The sequence below is a fragment of the Clostridium oceanicum genome, from assembly GCF_039521385.1.
GTDB classification, from domain to species: Bacteria; Bacillota; Clostridia; order Clostridiales; family Clostridiaceae; genus Clostridium_F; species Clostridium_F oceanicum.
The window spans coordinates 45,432-64,027 of record NZ_BAAACG010000006.1 but is presented as its reverse complement, the minus strand read 5'-3'; the positions used below and the strand labels follow the sequence as shown (position 1 = coordinate 64,027).

The window sequence follows — 18,596 nt, the reverse complement described above, 5'->3', positions numbered from 1 at the left end:
TTTATAACGCCTCTCTTAAGTCCTTTATATTTTTTTCAACTTCCCCGTTTTTAAATACAGCAGAACCTGCAACTATTACATTAGCTCCACAATCTACTACATTTTTTATGTTATCTTTATTAACTCCACCATCTACTTCTATAAGTAAATTAGGATTACACTTTTCACTTAACTTTTTAACTTCTTTTATCTTATCTGAGCAATAATCTATATATTTTTGTCCACCAAAACCAGGATTAACAGACATAATAAGAACCATATCTAAATTAGGTATTAAATCTTTTATAACTGAAACTGGAGTACCTGGATTTAAAGCGATAGCAGCTTTACATCCTAAACTTTTTATGTATTGTATTGTTCTATCTATATGTCTATCTGCTTCATAATGAACTGTAATTATGTCAGCTCCTGCTTTTACGAAATCCTCTACATATCTTGCAGGATCTTCAATCATAAGATGTACATCAAAAGTTTTTTCAGTAAATTTTCTTATGCTTTTCATTATTGGAACACCAAAAGAAATATTAGGTACAAACATTCCATCCATAACATCTATATGTATAACATCTGCTCCATATTTATCTATAGTTTTTATATCCTCACCTAAATTTGAAAAATCTGCTGATAATATTGATGGGGCTAATTTCATCATCTTTTATTCCTCCTATTTATAATACTTTCTAAAGTTTTTATATAAAATTCATATCTATCTTTATGTATATCTCCCTTCTCCACAGCTTCCTTAACAACACAAGAAGGCTCTTTGTAATGAAGACATCCATTATACTTACAACCACCTATATACTCTCTAAACTCTGGAAAATCATATTGCAAATCTTCTTTATCCATAAAGTCTATATTTACAGAAGAAAATCCTGGAGTATCCACAACAAGTCCTTCATCTACATAAATAAGTTCACTATGTCTTGTGGTATGTTTCCCTCTTTTTAGCTTTTTGCTTATATCTCCTGTAGCCATAGTTTCTTTTCCTGTTATTTCATTTAATATAGTTGATTTTCCAACTCCAGAAGGTCCACATAACACTGTAACATTACCTTTTATTTTCTCTTTTACTTTATCCATACCAATACCTTTTTTAGCATTCAAAAATATTATATCATATCCTGCCTTCTCTATCATAGATATTGTATTTTCACATTCTTTTTCCTTTATTAAATCTAACTTATTAAAACATACAGTAGCTTTTAAATTATTATACTCACATATAAGCAAAAATTTGTTTAATAAATCTATATTTATTTCAGGATTTTTAAAAGAAAATACAACTAAAGCTTGAGTTACATTAGAAACAGCCGGCCTTATAAGTTCACTCTTTCTATCATAAATTTCATCTATAACACCTTTGCCTTTTTCTATAATAATTTCTACTTCATCACCAATCATAGGGGTAAGTTTAGATTTTCTAAACTTACCCCTAGCCTTACATTCCACTACTTCATCAGAACCATCTATTTTTATATAATAAAATCCGCCTATTCCTTTTATTATTGTTCCTCTCATATTTCCTCCTAAATAACTTTAAAGGTTAATTACTATTGTTTTGTCCGCTTCCACTACCGCTTCCATTAGTAGGTTGACTTGGATCTGGATTATCCGGTTGTGGTTTATCTGGCTCTGGCTTATCCGGCTCTGGTTTATCCGGCTCTGGTTTATCCGGCTCTGGTTTATCCGGTTTTGGCTGTGGATCTGGTTTTTGTTGCTCTTCAGCTCTTCTTTGCTCTTCCGCTTTTCTTTGGGCTTCTTCTTGAGCTTTTCTTTGGGCTTCTTGTGCTTTTCTTTGGGCTTCTTCTTCTCTTTTCCTTTGCTTTTCAGCTTCTCTTTGTTGCCTCCTTTTTTCTTCTAGGTTTTCACCTCTACTAACAACTAAATCTATCTTTGTTCCTTCTTTTACTTCTTCACCTGTATTTAAACTTTGACTTATTATATTACCTTCTGGCACTGAATCACTATATTCTCTACTTACATCTCCTACTTTTAAATCACTATTATTTATAAGATCTTTAGCAGACTGTAAATCCATCCCTTTTAAATCAGGCACAGTTAAGATTTTTCCTCCACTTATACTTACTCTAACTTCAGAATCTTTTTTTACTTTTGTTCCTGATGGTGGATAAGATTCTACAATTGTACCTTCTTTTTTATCACTTTTAACCTTTTGAGCGACTGTTAATTTAAGATTTTTCTCTTTTAAAGCTTTCTCTGCATCTTCTTTAGTCATTCCTACTATATTAGGAACTTCTACCTTATCTCCAGCATCTGATTTACCAAAAGAAAAGAAAGCTGCCACAGATCCTATTACAATAACAAGCACTGCAATTGCTCCAATTATAAGTTTATTATTTATTTTTTTAGATCTTTTTCTTTTTGGCTTTTCTTCAAAGTCTTCTTCATCTTCTTCAAAATCATCTTCATCTTCTAAATCAGAATCTTCTTTTAATTTGTCATTAACTAAATCAGTATCTAATACTCTAGTCATATCATTTTCCATCATATTGTTTATATTAACGTCTTCATTATTTTTTATTTTAGTTAGATCTTCTGATAACTCTTTTACTGATTGGTATCTTCTTATAGGATCCTTTTCTAAACATTTTAATATCAAATTATTTAAGCTATCTGGTATATCCTTATTTAAATCTTTAGGTGCAGTTGGCGCATCTTGTATATGTTTTAAAGCTACAGACACAGCACTTTCTGCATCAAAAGGAACTTTCCCTGTAAGCATTTCATACATAACTATACCTAAAGAATATATATCAGTCTTAAAATCCACAAAACTACCTTTTGCTTGTTCTGGAGAAAAATAATGAGCTGATCCCATAACTTTACTTGAATTAGTTATAGTTGCAGAACCGGAAGCTTTAGCTATACCAAAATCTGTAACCTTAACTATATTTTCTTCTGTAAGTAATATATTATGAGGTTTTATATCTCTGTGCACAATATTATTTTTATGAGCACATACTAATGCATTAGCTATTTGGATTGATAAAGAAAGAGCTTCATTGTTATTTAGTTTACCTTTTTCATCTATTAGTTCTTTTAAAGTTTTTCCTTTAACGTATTCCATAACAATATAATGTATATCTTCCTCTGATCCTACATCATAAATATTTACTATATTGTTATCTCCTAAGCTTGCAACAGAAGTAGCTTCTCTTTTAAATTTTTCTACGAATTCTTTATCATTACAAAATTGATCTTTTAATATTTTGATAGCAACAAATCTGTTTAGATAGTGACATTTAGCTTTATAAACTACTGCCATGCCACCTTCTCCAATTTTTTCTAGCAATTCATACCTATCGCCCAACATTTTCCCTATCATCTCTACACTCTCCTTCAAATAGGATAACTGATATATTATCTTTTCCACCTTTTAGATTACTAAGATCTACAAGTTGGTTACATGCTAATTTATTATCAGTCTTATTATTCATTATTATATCGTACATTTCATTTTCATTAACATAATTAGTAAGACCATCTGTACATAATAAAACTTTGTACACATCATTTAAATTGACACTAAAGGTGTCTACTTTTACTGAGTCAAATGTCCCTAGAGCCCTCGTAATTACATTCTTATTAGGATGAGTATTAGCTTCTTCTTTTGTAATTGTACCTTTATCTATAAGTTGTTGTACATATGAATGATCTTTAGTTATTTTAAAAACACCATTTTTCTTAAGTTTATAACAGCTACTGTCTCCTACATTTGCAACTACCATATTTTGATTTTTTACTAAACAAGCTGTTACTGTTGTTCCCATTCCTTTAAGTTTTGAATTTTCCTTGGCTAATTTATACACCTTTTCATTAGCTTTTAAAATCGATTCTATTAGGATTTCTTCTATATTTTCATAATCTTTTAAAGACTTAATGTTATCTATTATAGTTTCCACAGCAAGTTTACTTGCAACTTCTCCAGCATTGTGTCCACCCATCCCGTCTGCAACTATGTAAAATCCTATTTCTCTATTTATAAAATGTCCTACATAGTCTTCATTTATCTTTCTAACATTACCTATATCAGATAAAATCCCCAACATAATCTTGCACCCCTTTTTTCATTATTCTGAAATATAATCTCTTCTCAATTGTCCACAAGCAGCATTTATATCTGAACCCATTTCTCGCCTTACAGTAGTTTCTATACCACTTACCTTTAATAATTCTGCAAATTCATGTATGTTTTTACATGTAGACTTTTCATAGTCATTTTCTTTTATTTCATTTACGGGGATTAAATTAACATGACACATAATTGGTTTTAATAAACCTATTAATTCTGTAGCACTTTCCTTACTATCATTTACACCTTTAACTAAAGCATATTCAAAAGAAATTCTTCTATTTGTTTTATTTATATAATATTTACATGCATCTAATACCTCTTTTATAGAGTATTTGTTTGCTATAGGCATTATATTTTTTCGCATTGCATCATTAGAAGCATGAAGAGATATTGCTAAAGTTATCTGCATGTTCTCATCTGCAAGCTCTTTTATTTTAGGAACTATCCCACAAGTAGATAAAGTTATATGTCTTTGTCCTATATTTAATGTATAATCTGCTACAACTAATTTTAAAAATTTCAACACATTATTAAAATTATCCATAGGTTCTCCACTACCCATTAAAACTATATTAGAAATTCTTTCTTCTATTTCCTTTTGAGCTGCTAAAATTTGCCCTAAAATTTCTCCACAAGTTAAATCTCTAATTACTCCATCTATTGTAGATGCACAAAATTTACATCCCATTCTACAACCTACTTGAGTTGACACACAAATAGAATTCCCATGTTTATATTTCATAACTACAGATTCTATAATATTTCCATCAGGATATTTAAATAAAAATTTCCATGTATCATCATCTTTTGATTTAAATTTTTTAACTATCCTAGGTATTCCCACATAAAAGTTTTCTTTAAGCTTTTCCTTAGTATTCTTAGATAAGTTCTTCATAGCGTCAAAATCCCAAATAAAGTTACTATATATCCAACCAAAAACTTGTTTAGCTCTAAAAGCTTTTTCTCCATTTGAAACCATCCACTCTTTTAGTTCTTCTAAATTCAAGTCTAAAATATTATTCAATCTATACACCTACTATTTTTCTCATTCTACAAATAAAAAAACCATCCATTGATTTGTTAGGAAGTACTGTAACATACCCCTCCTTATGATAAATTATATTATCACAATTACCATAGTATAGTTTTTCAATTTTAAAATGTTTATTATTTCTTAAAAACCATTTCACATTTTCTTCATTTTCTTTCTTGTTTAACGTACAAGTAGAATATAATAATACACCATTGTCTTTTAAATACTTAGCTGAGTTTTTCATTATTTTTCTTTGAATATGTATTAGATTATTTATATCTGACGTATTTTTATTCCATTTTATTTCTGGTTTTTTTCTTATTATTCCAAGACCAGAACAAGGAACATCTATAAGAATTCTATCTGCAAAATTTTCTAATTCTTCCTTATATAAAGAAGCATCCATAGATTTTGTTACTATATTTTTTATTCCTAATCTATTAGCATTATCTTCAATTAAACATAACTTATTTTCATGTAAATCATAAGCATGAACTGTACTTTTATCACTAGTTATTTCAGATATATGAGTAGTTTTTCCTCCTGGAGCACTACATAAATCTAATACAACCATATTTTCCTTTAAATCCATAGAAGGTGCCACAAGCATAGCACTTTCATCTTGAACAGTAACTTTTCCCTTTTTAAATAAAATATTATTTTCTATATTTTTTCCATTAAATATTTTTATAGCTTCTGGACATATAAAACCTGGTTCTATATTATATCCTTCTTTAGTCATTTCTTCAAAAACACTATCATAGTCAGATTTCAAATCATTAACCCTTACAGTAATATTAGGTCTCTCATTTAATCCTTTTAATATATCTTCAGAAATTTTTTCTCCATATTGATTTATAAAAAGTTTAATCATCCACTTAGGAAAAGAATAATTAAAGCTTAAACTTTCTAAAACATCTTTTCCATTATAGTATATTTTTTTATTTTTGTCTCTTATATAATTTCTAAGAACTCCATTAACTAATTTAGAAAACTTAGAACAAACTCTTTTACTAAGATTTACTGCTTCATTAACTGCTGCAAATTCTGGTATTTTATCTAAATATCTTATTTGATATATTGTTATTCTTAATATATTTAATATATCTTTATCTAATTTTTTTATATTACTTTTTAAATAACTTTGTATTATTTTATCTATGGTTAATTTATATTTTATAGTACCATATACTATTTCTGTTACTAAGGCTTTATCTTTATCCTTTAAATTTGATTTATTCAGATGCATATTCAATACTATATTTGAATATGCATCTTTATAAAAAACAGAATTTACTACATCTAAGGCTACTTTTCTAGCATTTATCATTATATACCTAAACCTTTCTAGTTATTATTTCTATTACTTATTAGTATAAGTCTTATAAGCTGTGATATGGCGGTTAAAGCGGCAGCAACATAAGTCATAGCAGCTGCATCCAGTACTTTTTTTGCACCTATTATCTCATTTTCATAAAGAATTCTATTATCTTTAAGCATTATTAGTGCTCTCTTTGATGCATTAAATTCCACAGGAAGAGTAATTACTTGAAATAAAACCACTGCTGAAAAAAGTATTATTCCAATACTTAAAAGTCTTGGCATACTAAAAAATATCCCCATTATAAATAGTATCCATGAAGCACTTGAACTAAAATTAACCACTGGAACTATGGAATTTCTTATGACAAGGGGAGAGTATTTTTCCAAATCTTGCATAGCATGGCCAGTTTCATGAGCCGCCACTCCTATAGATGCTATAGAAGTACTATAATAAACATCTTTAGATAATCTAAGAGTTTTTGTCCTAGGATCATAGTGATCTGAAAGCTTACCTTCTATAAGTTCTATAGGTACACTTTGAAGTCCTTTATGATCTAAAAGCATCCTAGCTACTTGTGCTCCTGTATAATTATTATAAGACTGCACTCTAGAATATTTTTGAAAAGAACTAGATACCTTTGCTTGAGCTAATCCTGCTATTATAAGAGAAGGAATTAAAATTAAAATGGTACTATCATAATAAAACATATAACGCCCTCCTTTTAACTCTTTTACTTTTGTTTACTTATAACTTATTTACCTAAGGCACATTCAAATAAATAACTAGTCAGTATGCTAGTTTATTTTGTGAACTACTTCTTCCTTGGAACCTACTAATAGCATAACTATTAACAGAACCCAAGTCATTGTATTTCACAAAATATCCATCCCATCTTTGACCTGTTATTTATTTTCATATTCCTAATAATATTTCTTCTTTAATATTATGCCCTTTTATATAGTCTGATACACTCATAGGTCTCTTACCTGGAAATTGAATAGTCTTAACAAGTAAACTTCCATCAGATGTTGAAACTTTTATTCCATCATTAGATACTTTTAAAATGCATCCTGGTTTTTTAGAAGATTTTTCATTTAAAATTTCGCTTTCATAAATTTTCATAATCTTATTTTCATATTGAGTATATGCAACTGGCCAAGGATTTAATCCTCTTATAAATGAATTTATTTCTTCACTTTTTTTATTCCAATCTATATTAGCCATTTTTTTATTAAGCATTGAAGCATAGATAGTTTTTTCAGTATTTTGAGGAATTCTTTCTATATCATTTGAAACTAAACCATCTATTGTTTTTGAAAGAAGCTCAGCTCCATCTTCCATTAATATATCATGAAGTTCTCCTGCTGTCATAGTATCTGTTATTTTAACTTTACTTTTAAGAAGCATATCTCCAGTATCTAATCCTACATCCATAAACATAGTAGTATTTCCTGTTTCCTTTTCTCCATTAACTATGGCCCAATTTATAGGTGCTGCTCCTCTATATTTAGGTAAAAGTGATGCATGTAAGTTTATACAACCTATTTTAGGTATTTGAAGAACTTCTTTAGATAGTATTTGCCCAAAGGCCACAACTATAATAAAGTCAGGATTAATTTCTTTAAGTTTTTCTATACACTCAGTATCATTTTTTAATTTTAATGGCTGATACACAGCGATATCCTTTTCCATAGCTACTTCTTTTACTGGTGACATAGAAATCTTTTTACCTCTACCTTTTGGTCTATCTGGTTGAGTAAAAACTGCTTTAACATTATAATTTTCTATTAGTTTCTTTAGTGAAGGAACTGCAAATTCAGGAGTTCCCATAAAAACTATAGTAGTATCTTTCAATTTATTTATCCCCTTCCACATCTTTTATAACTTTATCTACAAATAATACACCATTTAAATGATCTGTTTCATGACATATAGCTCTTGCAAGTAAGTCTTCTCCTTCTATAATTATCTTTTCACCTTTTTCATTTAAAGCTGTAGCTTTTACTTTTATAGGTCTTTCAACTTTTCCTTGTTTACCTGGTACACTTAAACAACCTTCTACATCTATGTAACTTCCTTCTGTTTCTATTATTTCTGGGTTTATTAAAACTATAGGACCATTTCCTACATCTATAATTACTATTCTTTTTAAAATCCCTACTTGTGGAGCTGCAAGACCTACTCCATCAGCCTCATACATAGTTTCTTTCATATCTTCTATAAGAGTTAAAACTCTATCATCAATTTTTTCCACTTTTCTACTTTTTTTTCTTAATAAATCGTCTCCATATTTTCTTATATTTCTTAATGCCATATTATCTACCTCCGAATTAATTCTATTTTATAATAAGCTATTTGGATTAATATCCATACTTACCCTTATATCATTATAAACATGTTCTAATAAAGAATAAACCATTTTTTTAATATTTTCAGCTATATGGTAATTTATATTACCTTTTATAACTATTTGCCACCTATACTTTTCTTTTATCTTTGAAAGTGGGGAAGGACAAGGTCCTAAAATATTTAAATCTTTATAAGAAGATAATTTATTTTTTAAAATTATTCCTATAGATTGTGCTTTCTTTATAAGCTTATTTTCATATTTACTACTTAAGTTTATAAGAAATAATGTAGTAAAGGGTGGGTATCTCATATCTTCTCTTATTTTTATTTCTTTATCGTAAAAATCTTTATAATCTCCTTTAGATGCAGCTATTATACTATAATTGTCTGGATTATAAGTTTGAATTATAACTTTTCCTTTTTTGCTTCCTCTTCCAGATCTTCCAGAGACCTGAGTTATAAGCTGAAATGTTTTTTCTGCGGATCTATAATCTGGTAAATTAAGAGACATATCTGCAGCTAAAACTCCAACTAAAGTTACATTTTTAAAATCTAAACCTTTAGCTATCATTTGAGTTCCTATTAATATATCTGCTTTTCCCATTTTAAAATCATTATATATTTTTTCATAAGAATTTTTTTTCCTTGTAGTATCTAAATCCATTCTTATAACTTTAGCATCACTAAAACATCTTTTTATTTCACTTTCTACCTTTTCTGTACCTACTCCAAAATATTTAACATATTTACTTCCACATTTAGGACAAGTTTTAGGTACTTTTTTCACACTACCACAATAATGGCATTTTAAAAAATTACTATTGTTATGATATGTTAATGATATATCACATTTATCGCATTTAAATACATATCCACATTTTCTGCAAGATACAAAAGTAGAAAAACCTCTTCTATTTAAAAATAAAATAATTTGTTCTTTTTTTATTAATCTTTCTTTTATTTCACTGTATAACTTTCTACTAAATATAGATTTATTGCCTGATATAAGTTCTTCTCTCATATCTTCTACAATAATTTCTGGCATATCTACTCCATCTATTCTCTTATCTATATTAATTAAATTAAACTCTCTTTTTTTACTTCTATAATAAGTATCTAAAGAAGGAGTTGCAGAACCTAGAACTATTTTACAGCCTTCATTTAAAGCTCTAAGTTCAGCTATTTCTTTTGCATTATATTTAGGGTCACTATCAGATTTATAACTACTTTCATGCTCTTCGTCCACTATAATTGCCCCTAAATTCTTAAAAGGTAAAAAAACTGCAGATCTGGCTCCTATAGCAACTTTTACTTTTCCTTCCTTAACTCTCATCCATTCATCATATCTTTCTCCATCAGAAAGCTTACTATGAAAAACTGCTATATTAGTTCCAAATCTTCCTTTAAACCTTTCTACCATCTGAGGGGTTAAAGATATCTCTGGAACTAATATTATAGAATCTTTATCTTTTTCCATCATTTTTTTTACTATATGCATATATATTTCTGTTTTCCCACTTCCAGTAACACCATGGATTAAAAATTTTATATCCTTTGAATTAATTATTTTATATAATGCCAAGGATTGATTAGAATTAAGCATAACTTCTTTATAATCATTATACTTTTTTTCATTATATCTATTTATTATTTTAGATCTTTGAATTAAAAATTCATGTTTTATTAAAGTATTTATAGAAGATAGTGAAAGTCCTTTTTCTTTACTTAACTTACTTTTATTATATATTCCCTCATTATTTCTTACAAAATTATAAATGCTCATATAATTTTCTTTGTTATACTTTCCTTCTAACCTTTTACCTGTAAATAAAAAATTTTCTACTTTATGCTTTACACCTTTTATTATACCTGGTGGAATTATAACTTTTATAGCTTCTAAATAAGTACATAAATATTTAACTTTCATCTGTTTTATAAGTTTTATATTATTTACAGTAAGCATAGGATATCTATCGCATATTTTATCTATATATTTTATGTTTTTTATATCCTCTTTTATATACTCTTCTAAGTCTAAAACAAAAGCGTCTAATTTTCTGTTACCCTTTCCAAAGGGCACCTTAACTCTATGACCAATTTGTAACTTTCCCAAAAGTTCATCTGGCACTTTATAAGTAAATAATCTATCTAATTTTATTGAAGAATTATTTACTATAACTTTTGCATAGTTAAACACTTTATCACCCTTTTAATTAAATAAAAGAGGCTACACCGTTATTCGGTTTTTGCCTCTTTTAAAAATTATATTTTCTTTAATATTATATCAAATAAATTCTCTGCTACCTCTCTTTTTGTCATCTTAGGTAGTGAATTAATTTTACCATCTTTTGAAATTATGGTAACCATATTATCATTAGAAGCAAAGCCTGTATCCTTTGAAAGTATATTATTTGCAACAATATAGTCTAAATTTTTTCTATGTAGTTTACCTTTAGCATTTTCAAAAACATCTCTACTTTCAGCAGCAAATCCTACTAAAACTTGATTTGTTTTCATTTTCCCTAATTCTTTTAATATATCTTTATCTCTAGTAAGTTTTAAAGACATATCATCCTCTGTTTTCTTTATTTTATGATTAGAGTATTCTTTAGGTTTAAAATCTGCAACAGCCGCAGATTTTATAATAATATCTTGCTGATCAAAATTAGACTTAACTGCATTAAACATTTCCTCATTAGTTGAAACTTTTAAAAATTCAACTCCAAAAGGAACTTCTAAATTACTTGGACCAGAAACTAAAGTTACATTTGCCCCTCTATCTCTAGCTTCTTTTGCTATAGAATAGCCCATTTTACCGGAAGATTTATTAGTTATAAATCTTACTGGATCTATGGGAGCTAAAGTTGGTCCTGCTGTAACAAGTACATTTTTACCTTTCAAATCCTTTTTAGAATATAATTTACTATCTAAAAATTCAGCTATAATTTCAGTATCTTCTAATTTCCCTTCTCCTACGTCACCACATGCAAGTCTTCCTGATTTTGGATTTATAAATTCATATCCATATTTCTTTAATTTCTTAATATTATCCTGAACTATAGGATTAGCATACATGTTTGTATTCATTGCAGGAGCAAATACAACTGGGCTTTTGCATGCCATTATAGTTGTAGATAACATATCATCTGCTATTCCATTTGCAACTTTTCCTATAATATTTGCAGTGGCTGGTGCTATAATCATTAAATCTGCTTTCTTAGCTAAAGATATATGTTGTATTTCAAAAACTTTAGGCTCATTAAACATATCTATAGTAACCATGTTTTGGCTTAAGCTTTGAAAAGACAGTGGTGTTACAAATTTTGTTGCAGATTCTGTCATAATTACATGTACATCATAATTTTTCTTTTTTAATCTACTAACTATATCTAAAGCTTTATAACTAGCAATGCCGCCAGTTACCCCTATAACTATAGACTTTTTTTCTTTCATTTATTTAATACCTTCTTCAACTGTTTCATAAGATAACTTTTCTTCATTTATCTCATTAATTGCTATAGTTACTGGCTTAGTTGACTCTATATCAATTAAAGGTTCCTCACCTGCTATTATTTGTCTTGCTCTTTGAGACGCTAAAACAACTAATGCATATCTATTATCAACTTTCTCCATTAAATCTACTATAGATGGATTAATCATAGAATTGCTCATGAATAAATTCCTCCTTTGACTCTAATATACTTTCTTTAATTCTGTCTACCCGACAGTTTTCTGCTGAGATTATGTTTCTAATTTTTGTTACTGCATCTTCCACAGTATCATTAACAACTGCGTAGTTATACTTAGATACATAATTTATTTCTCTGTATGCAGACTTAAATCTAGTCATAAAAGACTCTTCAGTCTCACTACCTCTATTTATTATTCTTTTTTTAAGCTCTTCCATAGAAGGTGGAAGTACAAAAACAAATATTCCTTCTGGATATTTTTCTTTTACTTTTAGAGCTCCTTGAATATCTATCTCTAATATTACATTATTACCATTATGGACTTTTTCTAGTACTTTTGATTTAGGTGTTCCATAATAATTGCCATAAACCTCAGCATATTCTAGAAAATCATCTTCTTTAATCTTTTGTTTAAAGTCTTCTTTGTTTAAAAAGTAATAGTTAACACCATCTTCTTCACCTTTTCTAGGTGATCTAGTTGTAGCAGATACTGAAACCCATAATTCTTCTTGTTTTATAAGTTCTTTACATATTGTACCTTTACCTGCTCCTGATGGCCCTGATATAACTATAAGTAAACCTTTTTTATCCATTACATATTTCCCTCATTTTCATCAGCTACAGAATCTTCACCTTTTGTAACTAATCTATGAGCTACTGTTTCTGGTTGAACTGCTGATAATATTACATGATCACTATCAGTTATTATAACTGCTCTAGTTCTTCTTCCATATGTAGCATCTATAAGCATTCCTCTATCTCTTGCTTCTTGTATTATTCTTTTTATAGGCGCTGATTCTGGACTAACTATAGCCACCAATCTATTAGCTGAAACTATGTTACCAAATCCTATATTTATTAATTTTATTCCCATCGTAATCCTCCTAATTATTCAATATTTTGAATTTGCTCTCTTATTTTTTCTATATCATTCTTAATATTTAATACTAAGTTTACTGTCTCTAAATCTGTTGTTTTAGATGCTATTGTATTAGCTTCTCTATTCATTTCTTGAACTATAAAGTCTAATTTTCTTCCTACAGGCTCACCTAGCTCTAAAGTTTCTGTAAGCTGCACTATATGACTATTTAGTCTGACTATCTCTTCGTCTATAGAAGACTTATCCACAAAAAGTGCAACTTCCATTGCAATTCTTCCTTCATCAATTTCTGAATCTTTCAATAAATCAGATACTCTTTCATGAATTTTATCATTAAATTGACTTGTTATAAGTGGAAATCTCTTTTCTATTTTGTCTAAACATGTCTTTACACTTTTACATCTCATATTTATATTTTCATAAAGCTTTATGCCTTCTCTTTCTCTCATAGAGCATAAAGAATTAATAGCTTCTTTTATAGGTATTTGAAGTTCTTCCCATACTTTATCTATGTCTTCTTCCTTTTGCTTTGAAGTTATTACATCTTGAAATCTTGAAATTAAAGATACTGATATGTCATCTTTAGCATCATACTTATCTTTTATTTGTTTTAAACAACCATAATAACTATCTGCTATAGATTCATTAAAATTTAATTCTACATCATCTTTATCATATGTATTCTTTGTTATATATACATCCACTTTTCCTCTATGTATCTTTTCTTTTATGCAAGATCTCATTTTTTCTTCTAAAGTCATGTATACTTTAGGCATTCTAATGTTTATATCACAATACCTATGATTTACACTTCTCATCTCTACAATAAAACTTCTTTTGTCCGTCTCAACAGTCCCTCTTCCGAAACCTGTCATGCTTTTAATCATACTTTTCATCCTTCCATAAACCGTCAGATATGATAATTATACATAAATTAAATAAGATTTACAACTAAAACAAATTATTAATTATTTAACCCATAAAAGAAATTATATCATAAAATAAGCTTATAAATACACTAAAAATACAATATATAGCATACAAATAAAATATTTATATATTATAATTATTATCTAGTAACGTAATTATAAGTATCATTTTCAAATATTTCTCTTATTTTTTCTATATCATAATTGGTTTTCTTTAAAGCAAGCATAAGCTTTATTCTGGCCTTTTGACCTGGCATGAAGTATCCAAATATAACCCCCATATTTCTAAGACCTTTTCCGCCACCTTTATACCCATAAGTATCTAAAACTCTTCCTTCATAACATCTTGAAACTATAACTACAGCAATTTTAGAATCTATTGCCCTTTTAACTCCTTCAACCATTGTAGGAGGGATATTTCCTCTTCCCATAGCTTCTATAACTATTCCTTTGCTACCTTTATTTATATAAAAATCTATTATGTCAGAATCCATACCAGAAGCACACTTTATAAGTCCTACATTAGTCTCTATATTCTCTGTTTCTAAAAGCTGATTTATAACTTTATTTCTATAAAATATAACCTGATTACTGTCTACTATACCTATTGGTCCAAAAATAGGACTTTTAAAAGTTCCAAGAGATGTTGAGTTTGATTTAGTTACCTCACTTGCACAATTTAGTTCTCCATTTAAACAAACAAGTACTCCTTTTCCTCTAGCTTCTTCTGATATAGCAGTACATATAGATGCAGCTAAATTAGCTGGTCCATCATATCCTAATTCTGAACTACTTCTCATAGCCCCTGTAATTATAACAGGCTTGTCTGATTTAATAGTTAAATCTAACAAATATGCTGTTTCTTCTAAAGAGTCAGTACCATGAGTTACTACTACTCCACATATATCTTCTCTTTTTAATATATTTTTTATATATCTTGACAGTTCCATCATATCATTAGGAGTTATATATGGACTAGGATCATTTGAAAACTCATGGGATTCTATCTTAGCATAGTCTTCTATACCAGTTACCATATTCATTATTTCTTCTCCTTTTAAACTTGGAACTGCAGCTTCAAGTCTAGGATCAACTTTCATTGATATTGTGCCACCATTAAACACAACTGCTACTTTTTTCATACTGTCATTCCCTTCAAAAATAACTTCTTTATCTAATATAACATTATTTAATTGAATCGTAAAATAAAAATCCTATTAGTTTATCTAATAGGATTTTTTACTTATTTTTGTTATTATAATATAATGCAAATTAGTCCACCATTTCCTTCATTTATGATTTTCTGCAAAGTTTTTTGTATCTTACTTTGAACATCTTCTGGCATCTTATAAAGCTTATTTTGTAGCCCCTCTTTTACTAAAACTTCTAGTGATTTTCCAAACATATTACTTTGCCATATTTTTGAAGGATCATTTTCAAATTCTTCTAGTAAAGATTTTAACATTTCTTCACTTTCTCTTTCTGTTCCCATAATTGGTGATACTTCTGTTTGAATATCTGCTCTTATAAAGTGTAGAGAAGGAGCACTAGCTTTTAATTTAACTCCATACCTACTTCCTTGCTTAACTATTTGAGGTTCTTCTAATTTCATTTCACTAAGTTGTGGTGGAACTAAACCATATCCTGTTTCTTTAACATCCTTTAGAGCTTTACAAACTTTGTCATATTCTTTTTTAGCACTATTCATAGTTGCAAATATGTTTAATAAATCATTTTCATTATCAATTTCTTCATCACAAACTTCTCCTAATATTTTATAGAAAAGACCATCTTTAGGTTTTAAATTGACCCTAGCTGTACCTTCTCCCATATTCATTTCACATAGTGAACATGGACCTAGAAAATCAAAGTCATTTATGCTAGTTACTACTTTATTTACATCTCTAACTTTGTATACATCCTTTGACATATCCTTTACTACATTTAAAAAATCCGCTTTTAACCAATGGGAAGGTTTTAATCCTTCTATCCATTTTGGCATATCTATATTTATTTCTTTTACAGGAAATTCTTTAAGTACTCTTTGAAATACATCTGTAATGTCGTCTTCTTTCATATTTAAAACATCAATTATTTGAACAGGAACATCATATTTTTCTTCCATTTCTTTTCTTAATTCTATTGTTTCTGGTTCATAAGGATGAGCTGAATTTAAAACTATTATAAATGGTTTTTTTATAGATTTTAACTCACCTACTACCCTTTCTTCAACCTCTACATAGTCTTGTCTATCTATTCCTGCAACGGAGCCATCTGTACTAACTAAAAGACCTATTGTAGAATGTTCATTTATAACTTTTTTAGTTCCAATTTCTGCAGCTTCTTCAAAAGGTATTTCGTAATCATACCAAGGAGTTGTTACCATCTTAGCCTTACCTTGATCCTCCATATACCCTAATGCACTTTTAACTATATATCCAACACAATCTACCATTCTTACTTTAAACTTTGTTTCATTTTCTAAACTAACTTCAATTGCTTCATTAGGAACAAATTTCGGCTCTGTAGTATGGATAGATTTGCCTGAGGAACTCTGTGGCAATTCATCTTTAGCTCTTTGTTTTTTATAACCATTGTCTATTTTAGGTATAACCATAAGTTCCATGAATCTTTTTATAAAAGTAGATTTCCCTGTTCTAACTGGGCCAACTACCCCTACATATATGTCTCCCTGAGTTCTTTCCGCTATATCTTTGTATATATCAAAATTTTCCAAAGTATACCCCCCATTAATATAATATTGACACTATATATATATTTAATATATATATAACTTATTACTATTTACTGTGCTTTTATAAAACAAATATATATTTAGCCTCATATAATAAATAACTAATAAGTATTCTAGTGTATTTTTAAAACTACTTTTTCCTTAGAACTTACTGATATCAAAACTATAAAAAAAACCTAAGTGATTCTATTTCATAAAATATCCATAACCTCTTTCACTTATTATTTATTTTCATAGGTCTTACAAAAATTTCTTATGTCATTAACAAATTCTATTCTTATTTTTTAAATATATGATTATAATTTATAAATCTTAACTTTAAAGTTAAAATATTTTTCTTTTTTATCTTTTCACTATTAATAAATTTAGATGAGAATGATTGAAAAATTAATAAGATTTATTAACTTTTTCTTTTGATATAAATTAATCTATTTAAAAACATTAATTAAATCTGATACTTATAAATTTATAATATAAAAAAAGAAGGTACTTTAAAGCACCTTCTTTTTTTTATATAAATTATATTAAATTTTATTTTAATTATAAGATTCACTCTTTTTATCTCTAGTCATTAATTCATATACACCATATTTAGCATCCTTTTTCTCAAATAAAACTTTATAAAGTGTATCTGTTATAGGCATTTTAACTCCTAACTTTTCTTTAAGTTCATGAAAAGCCTTACATGCCTTTATACCTTCTACTACCATTCCAATTTCTTCTACTGCTTCTTCTCTAGAATAACCTTTACCTATAAGTATTCCAGCTCTTCTATTTCTACTGTGCATACTAGTACAGGTAACTATTAAATCTCCCATTCCTGTAAGTCCTGAAAATGTTTCTACTTTTCCTCCAAGAGCTTTTCCTATTCTTGTAATTTCAAACATTCCCCTTGTAATAAGGGCAGCTTTAGTATTGTCTCCATAGCCTATACCATCTGACACTCCAGCAGCTAAAGCTATAATATTTTTTACAGCTCCACCTATTTCTACTCCTATTAAATCCTCATTAGTATATACTCTAAATTTATTTGTCATAAATAAATCTTGTATTTTCTTAGCTGAATCACTATCTTTAGAACTAACAACAACTGTAGTAGGAATATCTTTAGCTACTTCTTCTGCATGGCTAGGTCCTGAAAGTACAACTACTTTATTATTTGGCAATTCCTCTTCTATAACCTCTGAAAGTCTTTTTCCTGAATTTTCTTCTATACCTTTAGCTATACTTACTATTATTTGATTAGGTTTTACAAAATCTTTAATCTTTTTAGAAATCTCTCTTATTACATGGGAAGGAACTGATAAAACTATAACTTCACTTTCTTTTATAGAATCTTCAATATTTTCATAAGCTATTACAGATGATGGTATAACTACTCCTTGTAAATATCTTATATTCTCTCTTTTAATATTTATATCATCTACTGTATGCTTTTTTCTATCCCATATATTAACCTTTAATCCTTTTTTAGCTAACATAACTGATAACGCACTACCAAAACTTCCTGCACCTATAAAAGTAATTTGGCCAATCAT

General features: G+C 28.3%; 18 protein-coding genes. All 18 read right to left on the bottom strand.

Features of this window, described 5'->3' with window-relative positions; genetic code table 11:
* Window position 1: 1 nt before the first annotated feature.
* Window positions 2–652: a ribulose-phosphate 3-epimerase gene (gene rpe, locus ABDZ71_RS03690; RefSeq protein WP_343758989.1), complete on the bottom strand. Its 651-nt coding sequence runs from the start codon at window positions 650–652 to the stop codon at window positions 2–4.
* Window positions 649–1,521: a ribosome small subunit-dependent GTPase A gene (gene rsgA, locus ABDZ71_RS03685; protein WP_343758987.1), complete on the bottom strand. Its 873-nt coding sequence runs from the start codon at window positions 1,519–1,521 to the stop codon at window positions 649–651. The genes rpe and rsgA overlap by 4 nt, the downstream gene beginning before the upstream one ends.
* 25 nt (window positions 1,522–1,546) lie before the next feature.
* Window positions 1,547–3,349: a Stk1 family PASTA domain-containing Ser/Thr kinase gene (gene pknB, locus ABDZ71_RS03680; RefSeq protein ID WP_343758985.1), complete on the bottom strand. Its 1,803-nt coding sequence runs from the start codon at window positions 3,347–3,349 to the stop codon at window positions 1,547–1,549.
* Window positions 3,324–4,073: a Stp1/IreP family PP2C-type Ser/Thr phosphatase gene (locus tag ABDZ71_RS03675; RefSeq protein WP_343758983.1), complete on the bottom strand. Its 750-nt coding sequence runs from the start codon at window positions 4,071–4,073 to the stop codon at window positions 3,324–3,326. The genes pknB and ABDZ71_RS03675 overlap by 26 nt, the downstream gene beginning before the upstream one ends.
* Window positions 4,074–4,094: 21 nt before the next feature.
* Window positions 4,095–5,123: a dual-specificity RNA methyltransferase RlmN gene (gene rlmN / locus ABDZ71_RS03670; RefSeq protein WP_343758981.1), complete on the bottom strand. Its 1,029-nt coding sequence runs from the start codon at window positions 5,121–5,123 to the stop codon at window positions 4,095–4,097.
* A 1-nt stretch (window position 5,124) separates the two neighbouring features.
* Window positions 5,125–6,462, bottom strand: coding sequence for a 16S rRNA (cytosine(967)-C(5))-methyltransferase RsmB (gene rsmB, locus ABDZ71_RS03665; RefSeq protein ID WP_343758979.1), 1,338 nt, complete (start codon window positions 6,460–6,462; stop codon window positions 5,125–5,127).
* Between the two features lie 17 nt (window positions 6,463–6,479).
* Window positions 6,480–7,163, bottom strand: a complete 684-nt coding sequence (locus ABDZ71_RS03660; RefSeq protein WP_343758977.1) for a zinc metallopeptidase — start codon at window positions 7,161–7,163, stop codon at window positions 6,480–6,482.
* Between the two features lie 205 nt (window positions 7,164–7,368).
* Window positions 7,369–8,310, bottom strand: coding sequence for a methionyl-tRNA formyltransferase (gene fmt, locus ABDZ71_RS03655; protein WP_343758975.1), 942 nt, complete (start codon window positions 8,308–8,310; stop codon window positions 7,369–7,371).
* Window position 8,311: 1 nt separating this feature from the next.
* Entirely contained in the window at window positions 8,312–8,770 is a 459-nt protein-coding gene (gene def / locus ABDZ71_RS03650; protein WP_343758973.1) for a peptide deformylase, read from the bottom strand.
* Between the two features lie 27 nt (window positions 8,771–8,797).
* Entirely contained in the window at window positions 8,798–11,002 is a 2,205-nt protein-coding gene (priA, locus tag ABDZ71_RS03645; RefSeq protein WP_343758970.1) for a primosomal protein N', read from the bottom strand.
* A gap of 65 nt (window positions 11,003–11,067) precedes the next feature.
* A complete protein-coding gene (gene coaBC, locus ABDZ71_RS03640) occupies window positions 11,068–12,258 on the bottom strand; it encodes a bifunctional phosphopantothenoylcysteine decarboxylase/phosphopantothenate--cysteine ligase CoaBC (RefSeq protein WP_343758968.1) in 1,191 nt (396 codons plus the stop codon).
* Window positions 12,259–12,477 (bottom strand): DNA-directed RNA polymerase subunit omega, encoded by a 219-nt coding sequence (gene rpoZ / locus ABDZ71_RS03635; RefSeq protein ID WP_343758966.1) that lies wholly within the window; start codon window positions 12,475–12,477, stop codon window positions 12,259–12,261. It abuts the gene before it with no gap.
* Window positions 12,458–13,087: a guanylate kinase gene (gene gmk, locus ABDZ71_RS03630; RefSeq protein WP_343758964.1), complete on the bottom strand. Its 630-nt coding sequence runs from the start codon at window positions 13,085–13,087 to the stop codon at window positions 12,458–12,460. The genes rpoZ and gmk overlap by 20 nt, the downstream gene beginning before the upstream one ends.
* Complete coding sequence (gene remA / locus ABDZ71_RS03625) at window positions 13,087–13,368, bottom strand: extracellular matrix/biofilm regulator RemA (RefSeq protein WP_343758962.1); 282 nt, start codon at window positions 13,366–13,368, stop codon at window positions 13,087–13,089. Before remA ends, gmk begins: the two co-directional genes overlap by 1 nt.
* A 14-nt stretch (window positions 13,369–13,382) precedes the next feature.
* Window positions 13,383–14,261: a YicC/YloC family endoribonuclease gene (locus tag ABDZ71_RS03620; RefSeq protein WP_343758960.1), complete on the bottom strand. Its 879-nt coding sequence runs from the start codon at window positions 14,259–14,261 to the stop codon at window positions 13,383–13,385.
* A gap of 182 nt (window positions 14,262–14,443) precedes the next feature.
* The gene (locus ABDZ71_RS03615) at window positions 14,444–15,445 is read right to left on the bottom strand and encodes an asparaginase (protein WP_343758958.1); all 1,002 of its coding nucleotides are present in this window, start codon (window positions 15,443–15,445) and stop codon (window positions 14,444–14,446) included.
* 113 nt (window positions 15,446–15,558) lie between these two features.
* Window positions 15,559–17,040, bottom strand: a complete 1,482-nt coding sequence (gene spoIVA, locus ABDZ71_RS03610) for a stage IV sporulation protein A (protein ID WP_343758956.1) — start codon at window positions 17,038–17,040, stop codon at window positions 15,559–15,561.
* A 554-nt stretch (window positions 17,041–17,594) separates the two neighbouring features.
* Complete coding sequence (locus ABDZ71_RS03605) at window positions 17,595–18,596, bottom strand: NAD(P)H-dependent glycerol-3-phosphate dehydrogenase (RefSeq protein WP_343758954.1); 1,002 nt, start codon at window positions 18,594–18,596, stop codon at window positions 17,595–17,597.

Coding starts and splice junctions, on each gene's coding strand:
- rpe (WP_343758989.1), bottom strand. CDS start 652: ATGATGAAATTAGCCCCATCAATATTATCAGCAGATTTTTCAAATTTA.
- rsgA (WP_343758987.1), bottom strand. CDS start 1,521: ATGAGAGGAACAATAATAAAAGGAATAGGCGGATTTTATTATATAAAA.
- pknB (WP_343758985.1), bottom strand. CDS start 3,349: ATGATAGGGAAAATGTTGGGCGATAGGTATGAATTGCTAGAAAAAATT.
- ABDZ71_RS03675 (WP_343758983.1), bottom strand. CDS start 4,073: ATGTTGGGGATTTTATCTGATATAGGTAATGTTAGAAAGATAAATGAA.
- rsmB (WP_343758979.1), bottom strand. CDS start 6,462: ATGATAAATGCTAGAAAAGTAGCCTTAGATGTAGTAAATTCTGTTTTT.
- ABDZ71_RS03660 (WP_343758977.1), bottom strand. CDS start 7,163: ATGTTTTATTATGATAGTACCATTTTAATTTTAATTCCTTCTCTTATA.
- def (WP_343758973.1), bottom strand. CDS start 8,770: ATGGCATTAAGAAATATAAGAAAATATGGAGACGATTTATTAAGAAAA.
- coaBC (WP_343758968.1), bottom strand. CDS start 12,258: ATGAAAGAAAAAAAGTCTATAGTTATAGGGGTAACTGGCGGCATTGCT.
- rpoZ (WP_343758966.1), bottom strand. CDS start 12,477: ATGAGCAATTCTATGATTAATCCATCTATAGTAGATTTAATGGAGAAA.
- gmk (WP_343758964.1), bottom strand. CDS start 13,087: ATGGATAAAAAAGGTTTACTTATAGTTATATCAGGGCCATCAGGAGCA.
- remA (WP_343758962.1), bottom strand. CDS start 13,368: ATGGGAATAAAATTAATAAATATAGGATTTGGTAACATAGTTTCAGCT.
- ABDZ71_RS03620 (WP_343758960.1), bottom strand. CDS start 14,261: ATGATTAAAAGCATGACAGGTTTCGGAAGAGGGACTGTTGAGACGGAC.
- ABDZ71_RS03615 (WP_343758958.1), bottom strand. CDS start 15,445: ATGAAAAAAGTAGCAGTTGTGTTTAATGGTGGCACAATATCAATGAAA.
- ABDZ71_RS03605 (WP_343758954.1), bottom strand. CDS start 18,596: ATGATTGGCCAAATTACTTTTATAGGTGCAGGAAGTTTTGGTAGTGCG.